This is a genomic window from Paraburkholderia sejongensis (assembly GCF_020880815.1).
In the GTDB taxonomy this organism is placed as follows: Bacteria; Pseudomonadota; Gammaproteobacteria; order Burkholderiales; family Burkholderiaceae; genus Paraburkholderia; species Paraburkholderia sejongensis.
Genome location: NZ_JAJITD010000011.1, coordinates 13,056 through 30,124, shown reverse-complemented (window position 1 = coordinate 30,124; position 17,069 = coordinate 13,056). Strand labels below are relative to the sequence as shown.

Sequence of the window (17,069 nt, the reverse complement as noted above, 5' to 3'; positions counted from 1 at the left end):
CGGCGTACCCGCGTATAGCCAGGCAGGGGTGAGCAAATGGAACAGGAACCGAACGTCGAAGAACAGATCCGCACTCGCGCGTATTACCTGTGGCAACAGGCGGACGAACCGAAGGGCACGCCCGAGCAGTATTGGGAGCAGGCGCGCAGCGAGATCGAGAAGGAGGCGCCGCCGGTCGAAAGCGGACCGGTATCGGGCGACACGATGAAGTAAGCGTCGCGCGACGCTTGCGAAGCACCGGAAACCCGCGGCGCGCGCCCACCCGGCGCGACCCGCTTACCCGCTTTTTGTCCGGAATTTGCCTGGGAATCGCATGCGAATTCGCCCGCGTTGGCCCGCTCCCCCTCATCCATGAAAGACCATCCCGAGACGCGCGGCACGAGGCCCGCCGCGCGCATCCAGGCGGCCTCGGCCCCATTCGGTATCGACGGCCTCGTCGCGCTCGCGGTCGGCGCGCTGACGGTCACCTGTCTGTACTTCGCGAGCGCGGTGCTGATCCCGATCACGCTGGCGATCCTGCTCAGCTTTCTGGTCGCGCCGCTCGTCGATAAGTTGGCGCGGCTCAAACTCGGCCACGTCGCGTCGGTGTTCGCGGCGGTGCTGATCTCGGTGTCGGTGATCGCGCTGCTCGGCGCGTTGATCGCCACGCAGTTGAGCGAACTCGCGGCCGGCATGCCGCGCTATCAGCGCACGATCGAACACAAGATCGAGACCGTGCAGAGCCAGACCATCGGCAAACTGAACCGCTTTGCGAGCGCGGCGGGCCAGGCGCTGCAACGCGCGACCGTCGAGCCGCCGCAGCCCGACGCGACGGCCAACGCCACCCGGGGTCCGCCGGGCACGCCGGCGGCGGCCGCGAGTTCGCACGCGGCGGCCGCGGTGCCGGTCGAGGTGCGCGAGCCGGTGCCGACGCCGTTCGAACTCGCGCGGCGGGTGTTGTCGCCGGCGATCAGTCCGCTCGAAACCGCGTTCATCGTGTTCGTCGTGACGATCGTGATCCTGCTGCAACGCGACGATTTGCGCGATCGCGCGATCCGGCTGTTCGGCTCGCGCGACCTGCATCGCACGACTACGGTGATGGACGAAACCGCGCGCCGGCTGAGCCGCTATTTCGTGTCGCAGCTCGGCGTGAACGCCGGGGTCGGCGTCGTGATCGGCGCCGGGCTATTCCTGATCGGCGTGCCCAGTCCGATTCTGTGGGGGATCCTCGCCGCGCTGCTGCGGCTGGTGCCGTATGTCGGCATCTGGATCGCGGCGCTGCTGCCGGCCGCGCTGGCGGCCGCGGTGAGCCCCGGCTGGGCGATGGCGATCTGGACGCTGGCGCTGTTCGTGGTCGTCGAAGGGCTGGTCGGGCAGGTGCTCGAGCCGCTGCTGTACGGGCGCAGCACCGGGCTGTCGCCGTTTTCGGTGGTGGTCGCGGCGATCTTCTGGAGCTGGATCTGGGGGCCGATCGGGCTGATTTTGTCGACCCCGCTCACGTTGTGTCTGCTGGTGCTCGGCCGCAACGTGCGCCGCCTCGAATTCTTCGACGTGCTGCTCGGCGATCAGCCGGCGCTGACGCCGGTCGAAAATTTCTATCAACGCGCGCTCGCCGGCGACCCGGACGAAGCGCTCGGCCAGGCCGAGCTGCTGCTGCGCGAGCGTTCGCTGTCCGCCTATTACGACGAAGTCGCGATCAAAGGGCTGCAACTGGCGACCATCGACGTGCTGCGCGGCAGCGTCACCAGGGCGCAACTCGCGCGCATCGAGGCGACCACCAACGATCTGGTCGACGCGCTCGACAGCTATGACGATCGCGAGCCGGCGCCGCTGGCGAGTCACGACAACGGGCTTGCGGCTCGGCCGGTCGCACCGGCGGATAGCCCAGAGGCAATACCTCGGAGCGCGCGCGCAATGAGCACTGCGAGCACTGCGAGCGCGCCGCTAAGCGAGGCGTTCAGCCCCGCGCATAGCGCCGAGCAACCGTCGGCGTGGGAGCCGGCGCGGCGCGCGGGCGGCGCGGCCGATACGTCGAACCCGATCGACGCAGCCGCGGCGGCCGATGCCGCCACCGGGTCGAGCATCAATGCATCGGGCGCAGCAACCGCGGCCGGTGCGCCGCTTGCATCGCACGCGGCCCGCAGCCGCGTGCTCTGCCTGCCCGGGCGCGGGCCGCTCGATGCGCTCGCGTTGAGCATCCTGCTGCAACTGCTCGGCAAGCACGGCTTCAGCGCCCGCGCAGTGCCGCACGAGGCGGTGTCGCGCGCGTCGATCGACTCGCTCGATGCCGCCGATATCGGGATCGTTTGCATCCTCTATCTGGAGATCGACGGGCTCCCGTCGCATCTGCGCTATCTGGTCAGGCGGATTCGCGCGCGGCTGCCGAACGTGCCGGTGGTGGTCGGCCTGTGGACGCCGGAGGACTCGCGGCAATGGAGCGCCGACATGCAAGGCGAGATTCGAGGCGACATGCAAGGCGACATGCAACGAGAGGTGCAAGCGCAATGCTATGCGACTTCCTTGCGGGAGATGCTGGCCGCGTGCCGGCGCATCGATGCCGAGCGCACCGCGTTGGCGGAGCCTCAGTTCGAGGACGGCTAACTCTCGATGCGGAGAATCACGCGCATGCCCGGCTCCCGCGTCAGCCGCCCGGCGACGGCTTCAGTCGGAGCCGCGGGGCCGGGCAAAGCGGGGCGGGCATAGCGACCGGGTACAGCAGGGCCGGGCACTCATCGCACGCGGCCAGGCCGCATCTCTAGCTGCCGGCGGGCTTGTCCTTACCGGTTTTCTTCTGGTCGTCTTCCGGGACGATTTTGGTCGTGCCGCCGGTCGAAGGCGGATCGCTGGCCGGGAAGCTGTCCTCGACCTGTTTGTCGATCTGCTTCTCGCTCTTTTCCGAATGCGGATGGGTTTCCTTGTTGGTCGTCATGGCAACGGTTCCTCCTGGTTGAATAAGTACGGTGAAGGTTTGCGGCGTCACGTCCCGGCCGCTGGCGACGCCTGCCGCGCATGCTCGCCGATCATCGCCAGCGCATCGGCGCGCGACAGGCCGCCGCGCATCGCGTCGCTCAAACGCGCGGTCAACGCTTCGCGCTCGCACGCGAGCACCGCGTCGACATTGCCGTCGCGCACGTACAGCGCGATGAAGCTGTGCCGGTCGAGATCGCCGTCGACGACGATCTCGTCCCACTCGCTCGCATGGCCGAGATATTCGAAGTTCTTGCCGTAGTGATAAGTCCAGAAAAACGGCACGTCGTTGTAGCGATTGCGCGCGCCGCACATGTTCTGCGCGGCGATCCGCGCATGCTGCTGCGCGACGCGCCAGTGCTCGATGCGCACCGGTTCCTGATTCTCGTGCAGCGAGAACACCGCGATATCGCCGGCCGCGTAGAGCCCGCACGCGGCGTGCATCCCCGCATTGACGACGATCCCGCCGTCCTTCTGCAACGGCAGTCCGTCGACGAATCCGGTTGCCGGCGCAACCCCGGTGCCGAGCAGCACGAGGTCGGCGTCGACGTGCTCGCCGCCTTCGAGCATCACCGCATGCACGTTGCCCTCGTCGCCTTCGAGCGAAACGACCTTGGTGCCGAGGCGGAACTGCACGCCATTGCTTTCGTGCAGCGCGCGAAACATCTGGCCCGCGCGTTCGCCGAACTGCTTCGCGAACGGCACCTTGTCGGGCGAAATCACGGTGACCGGCACGCCGTGCTTGCGCAACGCGGACGCGACTTCGAGGCCGATAAAACTGCTGCCGAGAATCGCGACGCGGGTCTGCGTCGCGTCGTCGCCGAGCGCGTCGATCAGGGCGGCCGCGTCGTCGAGGTGGCGCAGCACGTGCACGCCGCCGAGATCGCGGCCGGCAATCTCGGGCACCTTCGGCACGCTGCCGGTGGCGAGCAGCGCGGTGTCGTATTTCAGCGGTTCGATCGCTTGCGCCGGAGATGCCGCGCCGACGTCGAAATGAATCGTGCGCGCCGGCACGTCGAGGCGCGCGACCTTCGCGACCAGTCGCTCGATCCCGTGCGCCTGCAGCCAGTCGGGCGGCAGCAGCGGCGGCACGTCGGCGGGCGCCATCTCGAACGACGGCACGAATTTGCTCAGCGACGTGCGATCGTAGGGCGCGTGCGGTTCGTCGCCGATCAACGTGATGCGGCCCGCGAAGCCGCATTCGCGCAACGCCGCGCACGCGGCGGCGCCGGCCGCGCCCGCGCCGATCACGACGAAGTGCGGGGTCTCGCCGGCTGGCGCCTGTGCGCTCGCGTCGGTGTGCGCGTCAGCGTTCGCGTTCGCGTTCGTCTCTACGTCCGCTTGCCGAGACGTCAGTTTCTGCGCGCAGACCAGCACGTCGTCGCCATCCAGCGTCACCGGATAACGGTCGAGCGGCAGCAGCGGCGGCGGCTCCAGCACGGCGCCGGTCGCGACGTCGAACGTGCCCTTGTGCCACGGACAGATGATGCGGCCGTGGCACAGCGCACCTTGTTCGAGCGGGCCGCCCGCGTGCGGACAGTCGGCCGAATACGCGTGCACGGTGTCGCCCTCGCGCACCAGCAGGATCGGCGTGCCGTCGACTTCGACACGTTCGGCACGGTCCGTGCGCAGTTGCGAGAGCCGGGCGACACGGCGGGCAGTCGTGGACATGGAGATTCCTCACGGGCGGAAAAACCGGCCGCCGGCGCCGCGCTGCGGCGGCAGGCGGGGACTCGGGCTGGGGCTGCGACGCAGCAACAATGAAGCAGCAATGCGGCAGCAATCGTTGTGCCCGGAAAAGCCCGACCCGCGCCGGCTCGGGCCGCGGCGGCGACGCGCGTTGGCGGGTGCCGAGCCGCTTGGGAACATCGGCGGATGTGGGGTAAATTTCGAGATAAATGAATTAGCGAGCGAACAGCCGGACGCGAAGTTGCCGGCAGAACGTTCCCGATCGTAAGCAATTTGATGGAGTGCAGGACCGTGCAGCGTGCAGAACGAGTCGCAGTCGATTTACCGATGCCGTCGCGCAATTTCGCCGCGACGCGCCGGATGCTGCTCATCGTGCTGGCAGTGTCGATCGTATTTCCGTTGGCCTGCCTCGCCGGCTACGGCTATTTCGACTACCAGCGCCGGATCGCCGACGCGAACGACATGATCGACCGGCTCGCGCGGGTCGCCGACGAGCAGGCGGTCAAGGTGCTCGACCTGAACCGCCAGATGGCCTCGCGCATCATCGATCTGCTCGGCAATGCCGACGACGCGCAGATCCGCGCGCGCGAGGGCGAACTGCACGCTCGTCTGCGCGAGATCGGCGGTGATTTCCCACAGGTGGCGTCGATCGGGCTGCTCGGCGCGAACGGCGATCTGCTCGCGTCGAGCCTCACTTATCCCGCGCCGACGATTTCGATCGCGCAGCGCGAAGATTTTCTCGCCGCGAAGGCGGTGCGGCCGCAGCCCTATTTTTCGCTGCCGATGTTCGGGCCGCTCTCGAAAACCGATGTGTTCACGACTACCACCGGCCGCTCGGGCGCGGACGGCCAGTTTCTCGGCGTAGTCAGCGTCGCGCTGCGCAACGAGTACTTTGCGCGCTTTTATCGCGATCTGACCAATCAGGATCCGTCGCTTACGCTCGCGCTGTATCGCCAGGACGGCAGTCTGCTAGTGCGCTATCCGGCCTGGCCGCAGGGCGCGCGACCGGCGGCGAACAGCGCGTTTACCGCCGCGATGCGCGACAAACAGCTGTTCGGCCACGTGCGGCTGAAGTCGAGCGTCGACGGCATCGAGCGGCTGCTCGCGTTTCGCCGCGTCGGCGACTATCCGCTCTATGTGATGAGCGCGTACGCGATTTCGTCGATCGTCGCCGGCTGGCGCAGCCATTTTCTGATGATCGCCGGCTTGACCGCGGTGCCGTGCATCGCGATCTGGCTGCTGGTGTTTTACTCGCTGCGCCAGCTCGAAGCGGAGCGGCGCGCGTGGGAGCGCTGGCAGGGCGAGGTCGCGATGCGGCTGTCGGCCGAGGCGTCGAGCCGGCAGTTGCAGCGCATGGGCGCGCTCGGCAACCTGGTCGCGAACGTCGCGCACGACTTCAACAATCTGCTGATGGTGGTGTCGGCCAATACCGAACTCGCGCGCCTGAAGCATTACAACAATCTGGAAAAAGAAGTGCTCGCGGTCGAGCGCGCCACCACCTCGGCCGAAACGCTGACGCGCCAGTTGCTGAGCGTCGCGCGCAAGCAGCCGCTCAAGCAGGAGCCGGTCGATCTGTCGCGCTGGCTGCCGGCGGCCGCGCCGCTGCTCGGCGCGGCGCTCGGCGACAAGGTCGAGCTGTCGCTGAGGATTGCGGAGCATCTGTGGCAGGTGCTGGCGGACCCCACCGACCTCGAATTCGCAATCATGAACATCGCGATGAATGCGCGCGATGCGATGCCGCGCGGCGGCCACTTCGTGATCCGCTGCCAGAACAACCGGCTGGTCAGCAGCGATACGCTGCTGCCGGACGGCGAATACGTGCTGATCGCCTGTTCCGACGACGGCGAGGGAATGCCCGAGGCGGTCGCGCGGCGCGCGTTCGAGCCGCTGTTTACGACCAAGCTGCGCGGCTCGGGCACCGGGCTGGGACTCGCCCAGGTGCTGTCGATGTGCGAGCAGGCCGGCGGCACCGCGAAGATCGACAGCGTGCCGGGCAGTGGCACCACGGTGCGGCTGTTCCTGCCGCGTCATATCCCGCGCGGCGCGAGTGCGAGCGTCGAGGCGCCGCACGCGGTCGCGACGCCGAACAGCGCGGTGCTGCTGGTCGAGGACAACGAGGACGTCGCGGCCGGCGTAGCCGCGGTGCTCGAAACCTTCGGCTGCGAGGTGCGCCACGAACCGACCGCGGATCAGGCCTTCGACGTGCTGAACGGGGGCGCACGCTTCGAGCTGGTGCTGTCCGATATCCAGATGCCGGGCAAGCTGAACGGCATCGACCTCGCCGAGAAAGTGCGCAGCGCGTGGCCGTCGCAGAAGATCGCGCTGATGACCGGCTACGCGGACGAACTCGAACGCGCGCGGCGGCTCGGCATCGCGATTCTCGCGAAGCCGTTCAATATCGACGAACTGCACGCGCTGGTCGCGTGCGAGCCGTGACCTCGACTGCGTGCACCGCGCCGCACGCGCGGCACGGCCCTTGCTGAATCGTCGCTGGGGGATAAGCGCACGCGGCCCTCGCGTGCCGGCGTCCTTTCGATACTTTCGACACCCAGGAGAATCGACATGACGATCGTGAAGATCAGACACGCAGTGCTCGTTTCCAGTTGGCTCGCCGCTTCGTCGCTAGCGCTCGCGCAGGGCGCCGGCGGCGGAGGAGGCGGCGGCCCGGCCGGCAACGACCCGAACAGCAATACCGCGACCTCGTCACGCGAGGGCGGCGATGCCGGCGCGGCGGCGGCGGGCGGCATGAGCCATCAGAGCAAACACCACGCGAAGAAGCACTCGAAAACCACCAAGCCGGCCACCGATACCACCAACATGCCGGGCGCGGACGCGAGCAGCGATACGAAGGGGCAGTAGGGGTCGCGCTGGGCTGACGCGGCGCGCAAGGTCAACCGCTGCAGATGACAGGCGGTTGCGGCGACGCGTGGATCGAGACGATCGGCGCGCGCGGTAACCGCTTTTCTGTGCGCATCGCCAGGTATAGCGCTTGCTGAACGCGCCGATATGCATGGCTGTCGAGCGCCGCGCGATTCGAAAGCCTCCGATGGGTCCGTGCTTCCTTTTTCCGGCGACCGTGCGCGGTCGCCTCGAGGAGCGCCCCGATGACCCTCGTCGATACCGTGAAGGGCATGATCGGCATGGACCCCAGCGGCCACGCCGATGCCGACATGAAAGCCGTGCTCGATGCGTTCGCGCGGCTGAACCCGAAGCCGATCGAAGAATGTTCGGTATCCGAAGCACGGGAACAGCCGACGCTTGCCGATGCGGCCGGGCACCTGACGAACGAGTCCGGCTCGAGCGCGCAGATGCGGCAAGAACTCGATGCGGTCAGCAGCGAGGACATCGTGATTCCCGGCGCGGCCGGCGCCAATCCGGCTCGCGTGTATGTGCCCCAGGGGGACGGACCGTTTCCGCTCGTGCTGTATTTCCACGGCGGCGGCTGGGTGCTCGGCGACCTCGACAGCTACGACGAGACCCCGCGCGCGATGGCCGCGCGCAGCCGCGCGATCGTCGTGTCTGCGCATTACCGGCAGGCGCCCGAGCATCGGCTGCCGGCCGCGCACGACGATGCGTTCGCCGCGTGGTGCTGGTTGATCGACGACGCGACGAGCCTCGGGGGCGATCCCGCCCGACTCGCGGTAATGGGCGAAAGCGCGGGCGGCAATCTGGCGCTGAACGTGTCGATCCGCGCGCGCGACAGCGGTGTGGCGCTGCCGGTCCATCAGGCGCTGATCCATCCGGTCGCGACCAACAACATCGTGTCGCTCTCCTACGAGGAGAACCGCAACGCGAAGCCGCTGAACAAGGCGATGATGCTGTGGTTCATGCAGAACCTGATCAATAGCGAGTCCGATCTGACGAGCCCGTTACTCGATGTCGCGAGCGCGAACCTCGCGGGTCTGCCGCCGACCGCGATCGTGACGGCCGGCATCGATCCGCTGCGCTCGGACGGCGAGACGCTGGCGATGAAACTGCGCGAGGCCGGCGCCGCGGTCGAGCATCGCAACTATCAGGGCGCGACGCACGAGTTTTTCGGGCTGACGGCGGCCGTGCAGGCGGCCCGCGATGCGCAGGCGTTTGTCGCGGCGGCGCAGCGGGCGGTGTTCGGGCAGAGGTGACCTGGTCAGTCTTTCTCCATCGACGCGTCGTATTTGCCGAGGGCGGCCGCGCCATTGAGCCGGGCGCGCTTGAGCAGTGCCTGCTGCGCCTCCTTGACGTTGGCCGCCTGACCGCGCCACGCATTCAATGGCGGCTCCTGCAACGCGCGTCCATACGAGAAGCTCAGATTCCACGGCAGCGCGCCGAGCCGGTTCATCGCGTCGAGATTCGCGGTCGCTTCCTCCGGCGACTGCCCGCCGGACAGAAACACGATGCCGGGCACCGCCGCCGGCACCGTACGCTTGAGCACCCGCACGGTGGCCGCGGCGATCTCCGCGGTGCTCGACTGCTGCTGGTGCTCGGCGCCGGCCAGCACCATGCTCGGTTTGAGCAGCATGTGTTCGAGCACCACGCGATGCCGGTGCAGCGCATGAAAGACCTCGTGCAACACCGCCTCGGTCACTTCCGCGCAGCGGCCGATCGTGTGGTCGCCGTCCATCAGCACCTCGGGCTCGACGATCGGCACGATCCCGGCTTCCTGACAGATCGCCGCGTAGCGCGCAAGCGATTCCGCGTTGGCCTCGATCGCCGCGCGGCTCGGCAGGGTCGCGCTGATGTTGTAGACCGCGCGCCATTTCGCGAAGCGCGCGCCTTGCCGCTTGTAGTCGACGAAGCGTTTCGCGAGCCCGTCGAGCCCTTCGGTGATTTCGTCGCCGGGCGACAGCGCGAGCGGCACCTTGCCGAGATCGACCTTGATACCGGGCACCACGCCGTTGGCGGCGGCCAGTTGCGGGAACGGCGTGCCGTCGTCGGCTTTCTGGCCGAGCGTTTCCTCGTAGAGGATCACGCCGCTGATGAACTCGCCGAGCCCCGGCGTGGAGAGCAGCAGGTTCCGGTACGCGCGGCGATGTTCGTCGGTCGATTCGAGGCCGATCGTCTTGAAGCGTTTGGCGATGGTCGGGCCGCTCTCGTCGGCGGCAAGAAGACCCTTGCCGGGTTGAACCATTGCGTCGACGGTGGCTTGCAGCTCGCTACGGGTGTCCATGAGTCGTGCTCCCTTTCGATCGGCTCCGGCGCGGTTCGGCCGGGACCGGTGTGCGGTGAAAAGTCGGTGGCGGGTTCCTTCGGGCAATGCGTGTGACGGATTTATTCACCGAGCAGATGCAGCACGATATCGCGCGGCTGCGGGTGCTGACGATGCTCGAACAGATACAGCCCCTGCCAGGTGCCGAGCACCATCCGCCCATGTTCGACCGGCACCGACAACTGCACCTGAGTGAGCGCGGTGCGCAGATGGGCGGGCATGTCGTCGGGGCCTTCGGTGTCGTGTTCGTAGCGTGTGGCATCTTCGGGCGCGAGCGTCGCGAAGTAACGTTCGAGATCGCGCCGCACCGATGGATCGGCGTTCTCCTGGATCAATAGCGACGCCGACGTATGACGGCAGAACAGCGTCAGCAGGCCGGTACGGATGCCCTGTTCGGCGACGAAACGGCGGACCTCGCCGGTAAATTCGACGAAGCCCCGGGTACGGGCCTGAACGCTCAGATGATGGATAGCCTGGCGCATGATGGGTGCGAGTCAGAGCGAAGCGAATGCGTCCTCGATATCTTCCGCGCGCGTCGGCCGGACCACGCGCGCGACTTCGGCGCCGTCGCGCATCAGCACCAGCGTCGGCCATAGCTTGACCTTGAACGAGCGGCCGAGCGGGCGGCCGGGACCGTCCTCGATTTTCAGGTGCCGCACGGCAGTGTGCGGCGCGAGCGCCTTGGCAATCGATGCCTGCGCGCCCTGACAGATGCCGCACCAGTTCGCGCCGAATTCGACGACGGTGACGCCGGGCAGCGCGTCGAGTTCGGCGCGGGTGGGGGAGGTGGACGAATACGGGGTGACGGTGGCCATGCGGGCTCCGGTGCGGGTCGAGTTTGCGTGGATGGCGCGTGCGTACGGTCGCCGAGGCTGCTTGCACCGCCTTGCGCGCCTGAATATTCAGCAAGGGTAGCAGCTATGCTGCGGGTCGTCATGGACGGGGGACGGCGGTATCGCGAGGTATCGTGAGGTACCGCACGCTCATCGGCGTGACGCAGTCGCGTGTTAAAAAGCGCTTCGGGCGCTGAACCGGCGCCTGACACTATCGAAAGGAATCCGGCGAGAAAAATGGGCGCACCGATCTATTTGCAACATCCACACCGGCAGCAGGCCGTCGCGGTCGCGACAGGGTTTAGTTGGGGCGCTTGTCTGCTCGGTTTTATCTGGGCGCTATCGAAACGGATGTGGTTCGCCGCGTTCGTGATGCTCGGCATCAATGTGATTTTTCTCGGGATCGGTTTGTGGGGCGAAGCCGCGGATCTGATCGGGTTTTTGCTCTCTGTTCTGTTTGCCGTCGGGTGCGGGGTGTATGGGAACCGGTGGCATCGGTGGACGTTGGAGCAGCAGGGGTATCGGGTGGTCGATGAAAACCTGCCGGGGCGCCGCGAGGCCGGGCATTCGTAACGCGGTGCAGGGGGGTGACGATCGCCGCCGTTATCGTGTGCGTCGGCGTGATTTCAGTAGCGTGAGTTTGCTGAGAAAATTGATACCTTATGATAAGAAAACTTATCTCAATGGCTGATAGCGATCCACCGATCTGCTCATACATAAGATGTATGCGCCTCAAAAGGCGCTCACTCCCCATATGCGCAGTTCACGCTTCGCCCATACCGCGCAGTCTCAGCCCAACTCAAATATTTGCCCTTGCGCGCGCCGAGGTCGAACAAAGTCCCGTTCGGTTCTCTCTAACCGATAGGAGGCGAAATTCGTACGACCGCTTCCAGGTAAGCCGAGGGAGACAGCAATGACCATGCTTAAATGGGCCCTGACAGCGGGACTGGTTTGCGGATGCGGCCTGGCTGCTACAAGTAATGCGGAAACAAACACCAAGCTTTTAAAGCTGCTGCAGGTGCAAACCTTGAATCGTGCAGCGCCACAAAGCGCGCCGACGAAGAAGAACGCCTCGGGCGACGAGAGTGCGCGTCAAAATCGTGCGGCAGACAGTTCAGGGGCCCGGCCACAGCCAGACAATCGAGGCGCGCCCGCAAACGTGCCGGCGCGAAGGCCATAACTTCGACGGCGTGCCTTAAGGTCCATGCGCGGCCCGTCGCCTCCACCACTTCACACTGGACTGCGCCGGCATCTGCGCAATGGATCGGCCGGGAACAGCGCTTGCGCTAGCTTCCGCTGCCCGCGGATGCGCATCCAATGACCGCGTTTTGTTTTCAGCAACGCACGTCATCAATGCGCTGCGTCTTTGCATAGATCGGTCACGCAATCTTATGGAAATCTGAAGGCACGACACCTACCCCCTGGGAAAACGATGAGGAGCACTGCTTAACGAAATGCCTAAGCTATAGCAGTGTCCATTATTTCTTCCGGCACGCGCTTCAGACAGGTCTATTCCGACGACGATGATGGGAGGTGTGTGATGTCCAGATACGGGTGGAAGAACGCATTGGCGACGTCTGCGGTTCTCGCGATTGCAGGTTGTGGTGGTGGAGATAATCTCAGCACGAGCGGGCCGCATCATGTATCGGACATCGCCGTGCCAAACGTCGCGGCAGGCGTCAACTTCTCATTCGATATCGGCACTGTCCTGGGTAGTCGATACTATTTCACCGACAGAAATAACGCCTCTCTCGATGAAATCGACATACCGTCGAACAGCTTCGTCAAGGCCATCCAGGGAAGCGGTCCCCTCGCGTTCACGGGGCTTGGCCCCGGGCCCAGCTCACAGTCCGGGCCGGACGGCGCGACCCCCGTCGGCAATCTGATCTACGTGGGCGACGTGAACTCTGTGAAGATAGTCGATCCTGCTTCTGGCGTCGTGAAAAGCAAAATTACGGTCAGCACGACGGGCGTGCGCGCGGACGAAGGTTGTCTGGATCCCACGCACGGCATCTTTATGATCTCGAGCCCCGAAGAGACGCCCCCGTTCGCCACGTTCATCAACACGACCACCCAGACCATCGTCGCCAAAGTGACGTTCACCGACAGCGCTGGGCAGCCCACCGCGGGCCTCGAAGCGTGCCGGTACGATCCCGCCAGCGATAACTTTTATGTAAACGTCGACGGCAGCACCGCGAATCCTCATGGTGAACTGGTGAAGTTGCCCGGGGCGTCCATTCGCGCGATACCGAGCGGTGGCACGCAGAACTACACGACCCTCGCGGGCGTCGCGATGTATCCCGAAGGCAATTGTGATCCGACCGGGCTGGCACTCGGACCCGGAAACGATATTGCGGTCGGGTGCAGGGAAGGGACGACGGGCGCGCCCTTGCTGATGCAGATTTTCAACCGTTCGAACGGCGCACTTCTGACGTCACTGAACGCAGGCGGCGGCGATCAACTCGAATATGATCCGCCCACCAACCGCTACTACAACGCGGCGAGCCGGTGGACGTCTTCCGGCAATGCGTCGACGAACGGCGCCTGTTCGGCTGCATCTCCATGCACGCCTGTGTTGACTATCGTTGACGCCGGCACCCGCACTGTCGTTGCGCGCCTGAACACGGGCAATAACGCGCATTCGGTTGCAGTCGACCCCGCGACCGGACTCATCTTCGTTCCATACTCGTCAGCGACGTCGCCGGCGGGCTGTCCAGCTTGCGCGGCAAACGGGTTCGTCAATGGCGGGGTGTCGGTATTCGCCGCGAAGTGAGGCTCGGCAAAACTTCGATCATCGCGATAAATCACCACCTGCGGTGATCGAGTAGTGCCGCGATTTTGGTCAGAAGGCCTGACTTGACCTTGCATACGCGGAGGCGACGGTCCCGATACGGGCAGGCCGCCGCCGTCGTGCGCCCGCGTGGATCGCGAGCGCACGACGGCTCATGCCGAAGGCTGCTTACTGCGCGCTGGATGCCGCCGTGTCGGACGCGCCTTTCGCCTGCGAGTTTTTCTGCGGCTTGCCGGTGGGCGCGGTCGTCGTATGCGAGCTTTTTGAAGAAGAGGTCGCTCCCGCGTTGTTGCCCATATTGGGCGCGCTCATCCCAGCCCCGCCCTGGCCGGCACCGTTTGCACCGTTGACCCCGCCGCCGCCGGCACCGACGCTAGTGCCCCCGCCACCTCCCGCGCCTCCGCCTCCGCCGGCGCCTTGCGCGAATGCTGTACCGACAGCCGCGAGCATCAGAGTTGCCAGTACAACTCGCTTGATCGTCTTCATGGTTGCCTCCCTCGATATTTAGAACACCACGTTTATTCCTGCTCGCGCACGACATCGCCAGTAGCCGGCACGGTTCGCTCGGATCCACAGCCGTCTTTGCGCGCTCGTCATCGCGCAACGGCCGTGCCCGCATGCAGACGTGAGACGTTGGGAGCGCAGCAGTGAGCCGGACGGTGAATGTGGCATGCGGCTTGCGGATGCGCGGACAGTTACCGAGCCGTATGGACCGCTCTACGGCCGGCCTTTGAAAGCGTGACAAGCCGCCGGGTCACCGAACGGAGAAATCCGTCCTGGCGCATCGTTCCAATTGGGCTGAAAACATGCGCCTGGTCAATCGCCTCGCTGTTTTAATGGTCGTGCCGCTGGCCGCCTGCGCAGTCGGACCATCAGGTCCAGCCGATGCGGGCTGGGGCGCGTCGCCCGCGATCCCGCCCGCGCAATCGTCGTTACTTCCGATGGTCAACATCGCGCCCGTTCAGGGGGCCCCCGACGGCTTCACGCCCACCGCTCCCGCCGGCTTTCTCGTCACGCAGTTTGCCGGTGGCCTTCAGCACCCGCGCTGGCTTTACACGCTGCCCAATGGGGATGTACTGGTAGCCGAAGCCGACGCGCCGAAGGAACACGATGAAGGCAGCGGCCTGTCCGGCTGGATCAGAAAGCAGGTGATGAAGCGCGCGGGAGCGGGTGTGCCGAGCCCTGACCGCATCGTGCTGTTGCGCGACGTGAACGACAGCGGAGTCGCGACGACCCGGACCGTCTTTCTGCAGCACGTGCACTCGCCGTTCGGCATGGCGCTGATCAAAAACCAACTCTATGTCGCCGATACCGACGCGCTGCTGCGCTTCGACTATGTGACGGGTGCAACCGAGATCACGAGCCCCGGCGTCAAGGTGGCCGATTTGCCGGCCGGCCCGATCAACCATCACTGGACCAAAAATATCGTCGCCGATCGTTCGGGCAAGCACCTTTACATCACGGTCGGCTCGAACAGCAACGCAGCGGAGAACGGCGTCGACGCGGAAGAGGGCCGGGCGCGGATTCTCGAATTCGACGTGGACACCGGCCGTTTGCGGCCGTATGCGACCGGGTTGCGCAATCCCAACGGGCTGTCGTGGCAACCGGACAGCGGCGCCTTGTGGGTAGCCGTTAACGAGCGCGACGATCTCGGCAACAACCTCGTGCCGGATTACATGACGCCTGTAAAAGACGGGGCGTTCTACGGTTTTCCATACAGCTACTACGGTCAGCACATCGACACCCGCGTCAAACCGCAACGCCCCGACCTGGTCGCGCAAGCTATCGCGCCGGACTACGCACTCGGCAATCACACGGCTTCGCTCGGTCTGGTGTTCTACGACCGGACGCTGTTTCCTCCCCGTTATCGCGGGGGTGCGTTCGTGGGCCAGCACGGATCATGGAACCGTAAGCCGCGGGCCGGCTACAAAGTCGTTTTCGTGCCATTCGTCGCCGGCCGACCCGCTGGCCTACCTGAAGACTTCCTGAGCGGCTTTCTGACCGCAGACGGCCACGCCGTGGGTCGTCCCGTCGGCGTCGCACTCGACGCGCACGGAGCGCTGCTGGTGGCTGACGACGTCGGTAATGCTGTCTGGCGAATCACGCCGCGTAACGACGGCAAGTCTGCGGACAGCGCCTTCGAACCAAAATGACGCGGACCTGAACCGGCTGCCGCGCTTGCGGCGCATCAGTTGTTGCGGCGCAATCCGCATCGGAAACAGAAACTTCAGCGCGCGCGCCTCGTAGTAGACTGCGGCGCGGCGAGACCCTCTTACTTCGTTTCTGCGCGGCGAATCCGCGTGGGCTGTATATGCACGTGCACAAAACACTGATCTGCTGGTTTCATAGCGGCGAGACGCTTCGCAGCCGGAGCGTGAGCGACATCGTGTTGTCAGGCGTGGTCGACATACCGGCGCCGCCTATTCGTCTGCGAGCCGATTGGGACCGCGAGATCGCATCGAACATCGTGCTGGAGCCGGGCGACGTCGACATGTTGCCTCTGGCGCGCGCGCGGATGCGCTGGCCGGACTACATGCGTTGCGTGCGGGCCGTGGCCGATTGGACGGACGCTCTGGGCATCCCGCACGTACTTGCCGCGAGTGACGTCGCACTCATGGCCTGTCGAGGCGCGCGGTATCACCATGACGGCGACCAGTATGGCGGCGCGGCGTTCTGCAATCTGTTTCTGAGCGAGGACAACGGGCTGGATGTGTTTTTCCCGGCTAGCGGCGTTCGCGTGCCGCTGACTCGCGGCACGGTGATCCTGTTCGATCCGTGTCAACCTCATGGCGTCGTGCCGCGCGGCGCGAGCGTTTTCAACGAAGCCGACTTCGCAGCCGATCGGAATCGCATTCAGGTGTTTCTGACCTGGGAGCTTTCGATTGAAGAGGCGCGGGTCGCGCAGTCGCTGCGCACTGTGTTCGATGTCGCCGCATCGAACTGCGTTGCGCCCGAGGACGAACAGCTCTGGTTCAATGGCGGGCCGGTCGGCGTGTGTCCCGAGTCGGGGCGTTGGTGTCGTGCGCAATAGTCGTGCGGGAGTCCGCGACGGCTGGGCCCATTCAGAACAGATATCGAGCCCCGGCATTGAGCAGCCAGCCTCGCACGCCGGCATTACCAATCGCCTGCTGATCGAAGAGCTTTTCGACACGCGTGGCGGTAAGGTTTGCCGGTTAAATTATTCGCGCGGGGATGCCGCTCGTATCACTGAAATCGACCACGCGACCTATCATGAGAGAACCCGCAGTCATCAGCGCAGGAGCCCATCATGCCTTCGAACCCATCCGCTGAGCCGGGCGGCAGCTCTGCCGACCGCGCGCAAAAACCCGCCGGCGCGACTGGCCAACCGCTTCCGAAAGGCCAGCAAAATCCCGCCCCGGCCGATTTCCCCGACGCCGACGCAGCCGAACCCGTGCCTCATGAGCATCTGCCGCCAAGAAGCGACGACAACTGATCCAATGAACACCGTGGGTGCCGACGCAGTGCGCATGACGACCCACGCGCGAGCTTCGCGAGTCGATCACGCGCGCTGCGGCGACAATAAAAAATCAAGGGGGAAACTGCGTGAGAATAAGTTCGAGAACTGAACCGGGAGCGTCCAGGCGAATGAAATCCCGGCTAGAAA

Annotated in this window: 16 protein-coding genes; 10 read left to right on the top strand and 6 right to left on the bottom strand. The window is 65.6% G+C overall.

Annotated elements, in window-relative coordinates:
• The first annotated feature begins 36 nt into the window (after nt 1-36).
• Both LJ656_RS21595 and LJ656_RS21590 read left to right on the top strand, forming a co-directional pair.
• Entirely contained in the window at nt 37-213 is a 177-nt protein-coding gene (locus LJ656_RS21595) for a DUF2934 domain-containing protein (RefSeq protein ID WP_230511401.1), read from the top strand.
• A 138-nt stretch (nt 214-351) separates the two neighbouring features.
• Nucleotides 352-2,580 carry an AI-2E family transporter gene (locus LJ656_RS21590; protein ID WP_230511400.1) on the top strand — a complete coding sequence of 743 codons (2,229 nt, stop codon included), beginning with the start codon at nt 352-354 and terminating at the stop codon, nt 2,578-2,580.
• A gap of 154 nt (nt 2,581-2,734) precedes the next feature.
• Here LJ656_RS21590 and LJ656_RS21585 read toward each other — a convergent pair whose 3' ends face one another.
• A complete protein-coding gene (locus LJ656_RS21585) occupies nt 2,735-2,908 on the bottom strand; it encodes a hypothetical protein (protein ID WP_230511398.1) in 174 nt (57 codons plus the stop codon).
• Between the two features lie 47 nt (nt 2,909-2,955).
• On the bottom strand, nt 2,956-4,617 hold the full coding sequence (locus LJ656_RS21580; RefSeq protein ID WP_230511396.1) for an FAD-dependent oxidoreductase: 1,662 nt from the start codon (nt 4,615-4,617) through the stop codon (nt 2,956-2,958).
• Between the two features lie 309 nt (nt 4,618-4,926).
• Between LJ656_RS21580 and LJ656_RS21575 the strand changes: the two genes are divergently transcribed.
• From LJ656_RS21575 to LJ656_RS21565, 3 genes are all read left to right on the top strand, one after another.
• Nucleotides 4,927-7,071, top strand: coding sequence for a hybrid sensor histidine kinase/response regulator (locus tag LJ656_RS21575; protein ID WP_425605982.1), 2,145 nt, complete (start codon nt 4,927-4,929; stop codon nt 7,069-7,071).
• 135 nt (nt 7,072-7,206) lie between these two features.
• Nucleotides 7,207-7,494, top strand: coding sequence for a hypothetical protein (locus tag LJ656_RS21570; protein ID WP_230511711.1), 288 nt, complete (start codon nt 7,207-7,209; stop codon nt 7,492-7,494).
• A 245-nt stretch (nt 7,495-7,739) separates the two neighbouring features.
• Nucleotides 7,740-8,756, top strand: a complete 1,017-nt coding sequence (locus LJ656_RS21565; protein WP_230511392.1) for an alpha/beta hydrolase — start codon at nt 7,740-7,742, stop codon at nt 8,754-8,756.
• A 5-nt stretch (nt 8,757-8,761) separates the two neighbouring features.
• On the opposite strand, the gene LJ656_RS21560 is transcribed toward LJ656_RS21565, so the two are convergent.
• From LJ656_RS21560 to LJ656_RS21550, 3 genes are all read right to left on the bottom strand, one after another.
• Nucleotides 8,762-9,781 carry a class I fructose-bisphosphate aldolase gene (locus LJ656_RS21560; RefSeq protein WP_230511391.1) on the bottom strand — a complete coding sequence of 340 codons (1,020 nt, stop codon included), beginning with the start codon at nt 9,779-9,781 and terminating at the stop codon, nt 8,762-8,764.
• Between the two features lie 101 nt (nt 9,782-9,882).
• Nucleotides 9,883-10,302 carry a secondary thiamine-phosphate synthase enzyme YjbQ gene (locus LJ656_RS21555; RefSeq protein ID WP_230511390.1) on the bottom strand — a complete coding sequence of 140 codons (420 nt, stop codon included), beginning with the start codon at nt 10,300-10,302 and terminating at the stop codon, nt 9,883-9,885.
• 12 nt (nt 10,303-10,314) lie between these two features.
• Nucleotides 10,315-10,635, bottom strand: a complete 321-nt coding sequence (locus tag LJ656_RS21550; RefSeq protein WP_230511389.1) for a thioredoxin family protein — start codon at nt 10,633-10,635, stop codon at nt 10,315-10,317.
• A 255-nt stretch (nt 10,636-10,890) separates the two neighbouring features.
• Here LJ656_RS21550 and LJ656_RS21545 point away from each other — a divergent pair, with 255 nt between their 5' ends.
• Nucleotides 10,891-11,226, top strand: a complete 336-nt coding sequence (locus tag LJ656_RS21545; RefSeq protein ID WP_230511388.1) for a DUF2628 domain-containing protein — start codon at nt 10,891-10,893, stop codon at nt 11,224-11,226.
• 898 nt (nt 11,227-12,124) lie between these two features.
• A complete protein-coding gene (locus tag LJ656_RS21540) occupies nt 12,125-13,426 on the top strand; it encodes a YncE family protein (RefSeq protein WP_230511387.1) in 1,302 nt (433 codons plus the stop codon).
• A 186-nt stretch (nt 13,427-13,612) separates the two neighbouring features.
• Here LJ656_RS21540 and LJ656_RS21535 read toward each other — a convergent pair whose 3' ends face one another.
• Nucleotides 13,613-13,930: a hypothetical protein gene (locus tag LJ656_RS21535; protein WP_230511386.1), complete on the bottom strand. Its 318-nt coding sequence runs from the start codon at nt 13,928-13,930 to the stop codon at nt 13,613-13,615.
• Nucleotides 13,931-14,250: 320 nt separating this feature from the next.
• Here LJ656_RS21535 and LJ656_RS21530 point away from each other — a divergent pair, with 320 nt between their 5' ends.
• The 3 genes from LJ656_RS21530 (at nt 14,251) to LJ656_RS21520 (ending at nt 17,031) form a co-directional block, all read left to right on the top strand.
• The gene (locus LJ656_RS21530; RefSeq protein ID WP_230511385.1) at nt 14,251-15,597 is read left to right on the top strand and encodes a PQQ-dependent sugar dehydrogenase; all 1,347 of its coding nucleotides are present in this window, start codon (nt 14,251-14,253) and stop codon (nt 15,595-15,597) included.
• Nucleotides 15,598-15,755: 158 nt separating this feature from the next.
• Nucleotides 15,756-16,475 carry a hypothetical protein gene (locus tag LJ656_RS21525; RefSeq protein ID WP_230511384.1) on the top strand — a complete coding sequence of 240 codons (720 nt, stop codon included), beginning with the start codon at nt 15,756-15,758 and terminating at the stop codon, nt 16,473-16,475.
• Complete coding sequence (locus LJ656_RS21520) at nt 16,465-17,031, top strand: hypothetical protein (protein WP_230511383.1); 567 nt, start codon at nt 16,465-16,467, stop codon at nt 17,029-17,031. The genes LJ656_RS21525 and LJ656_RS21520 overlap by 11 nt, the downstream gene beginning before the upstream one ends.
• Nucleotides 17,032-17,069 lie beyond the last annotated feature (38 nt).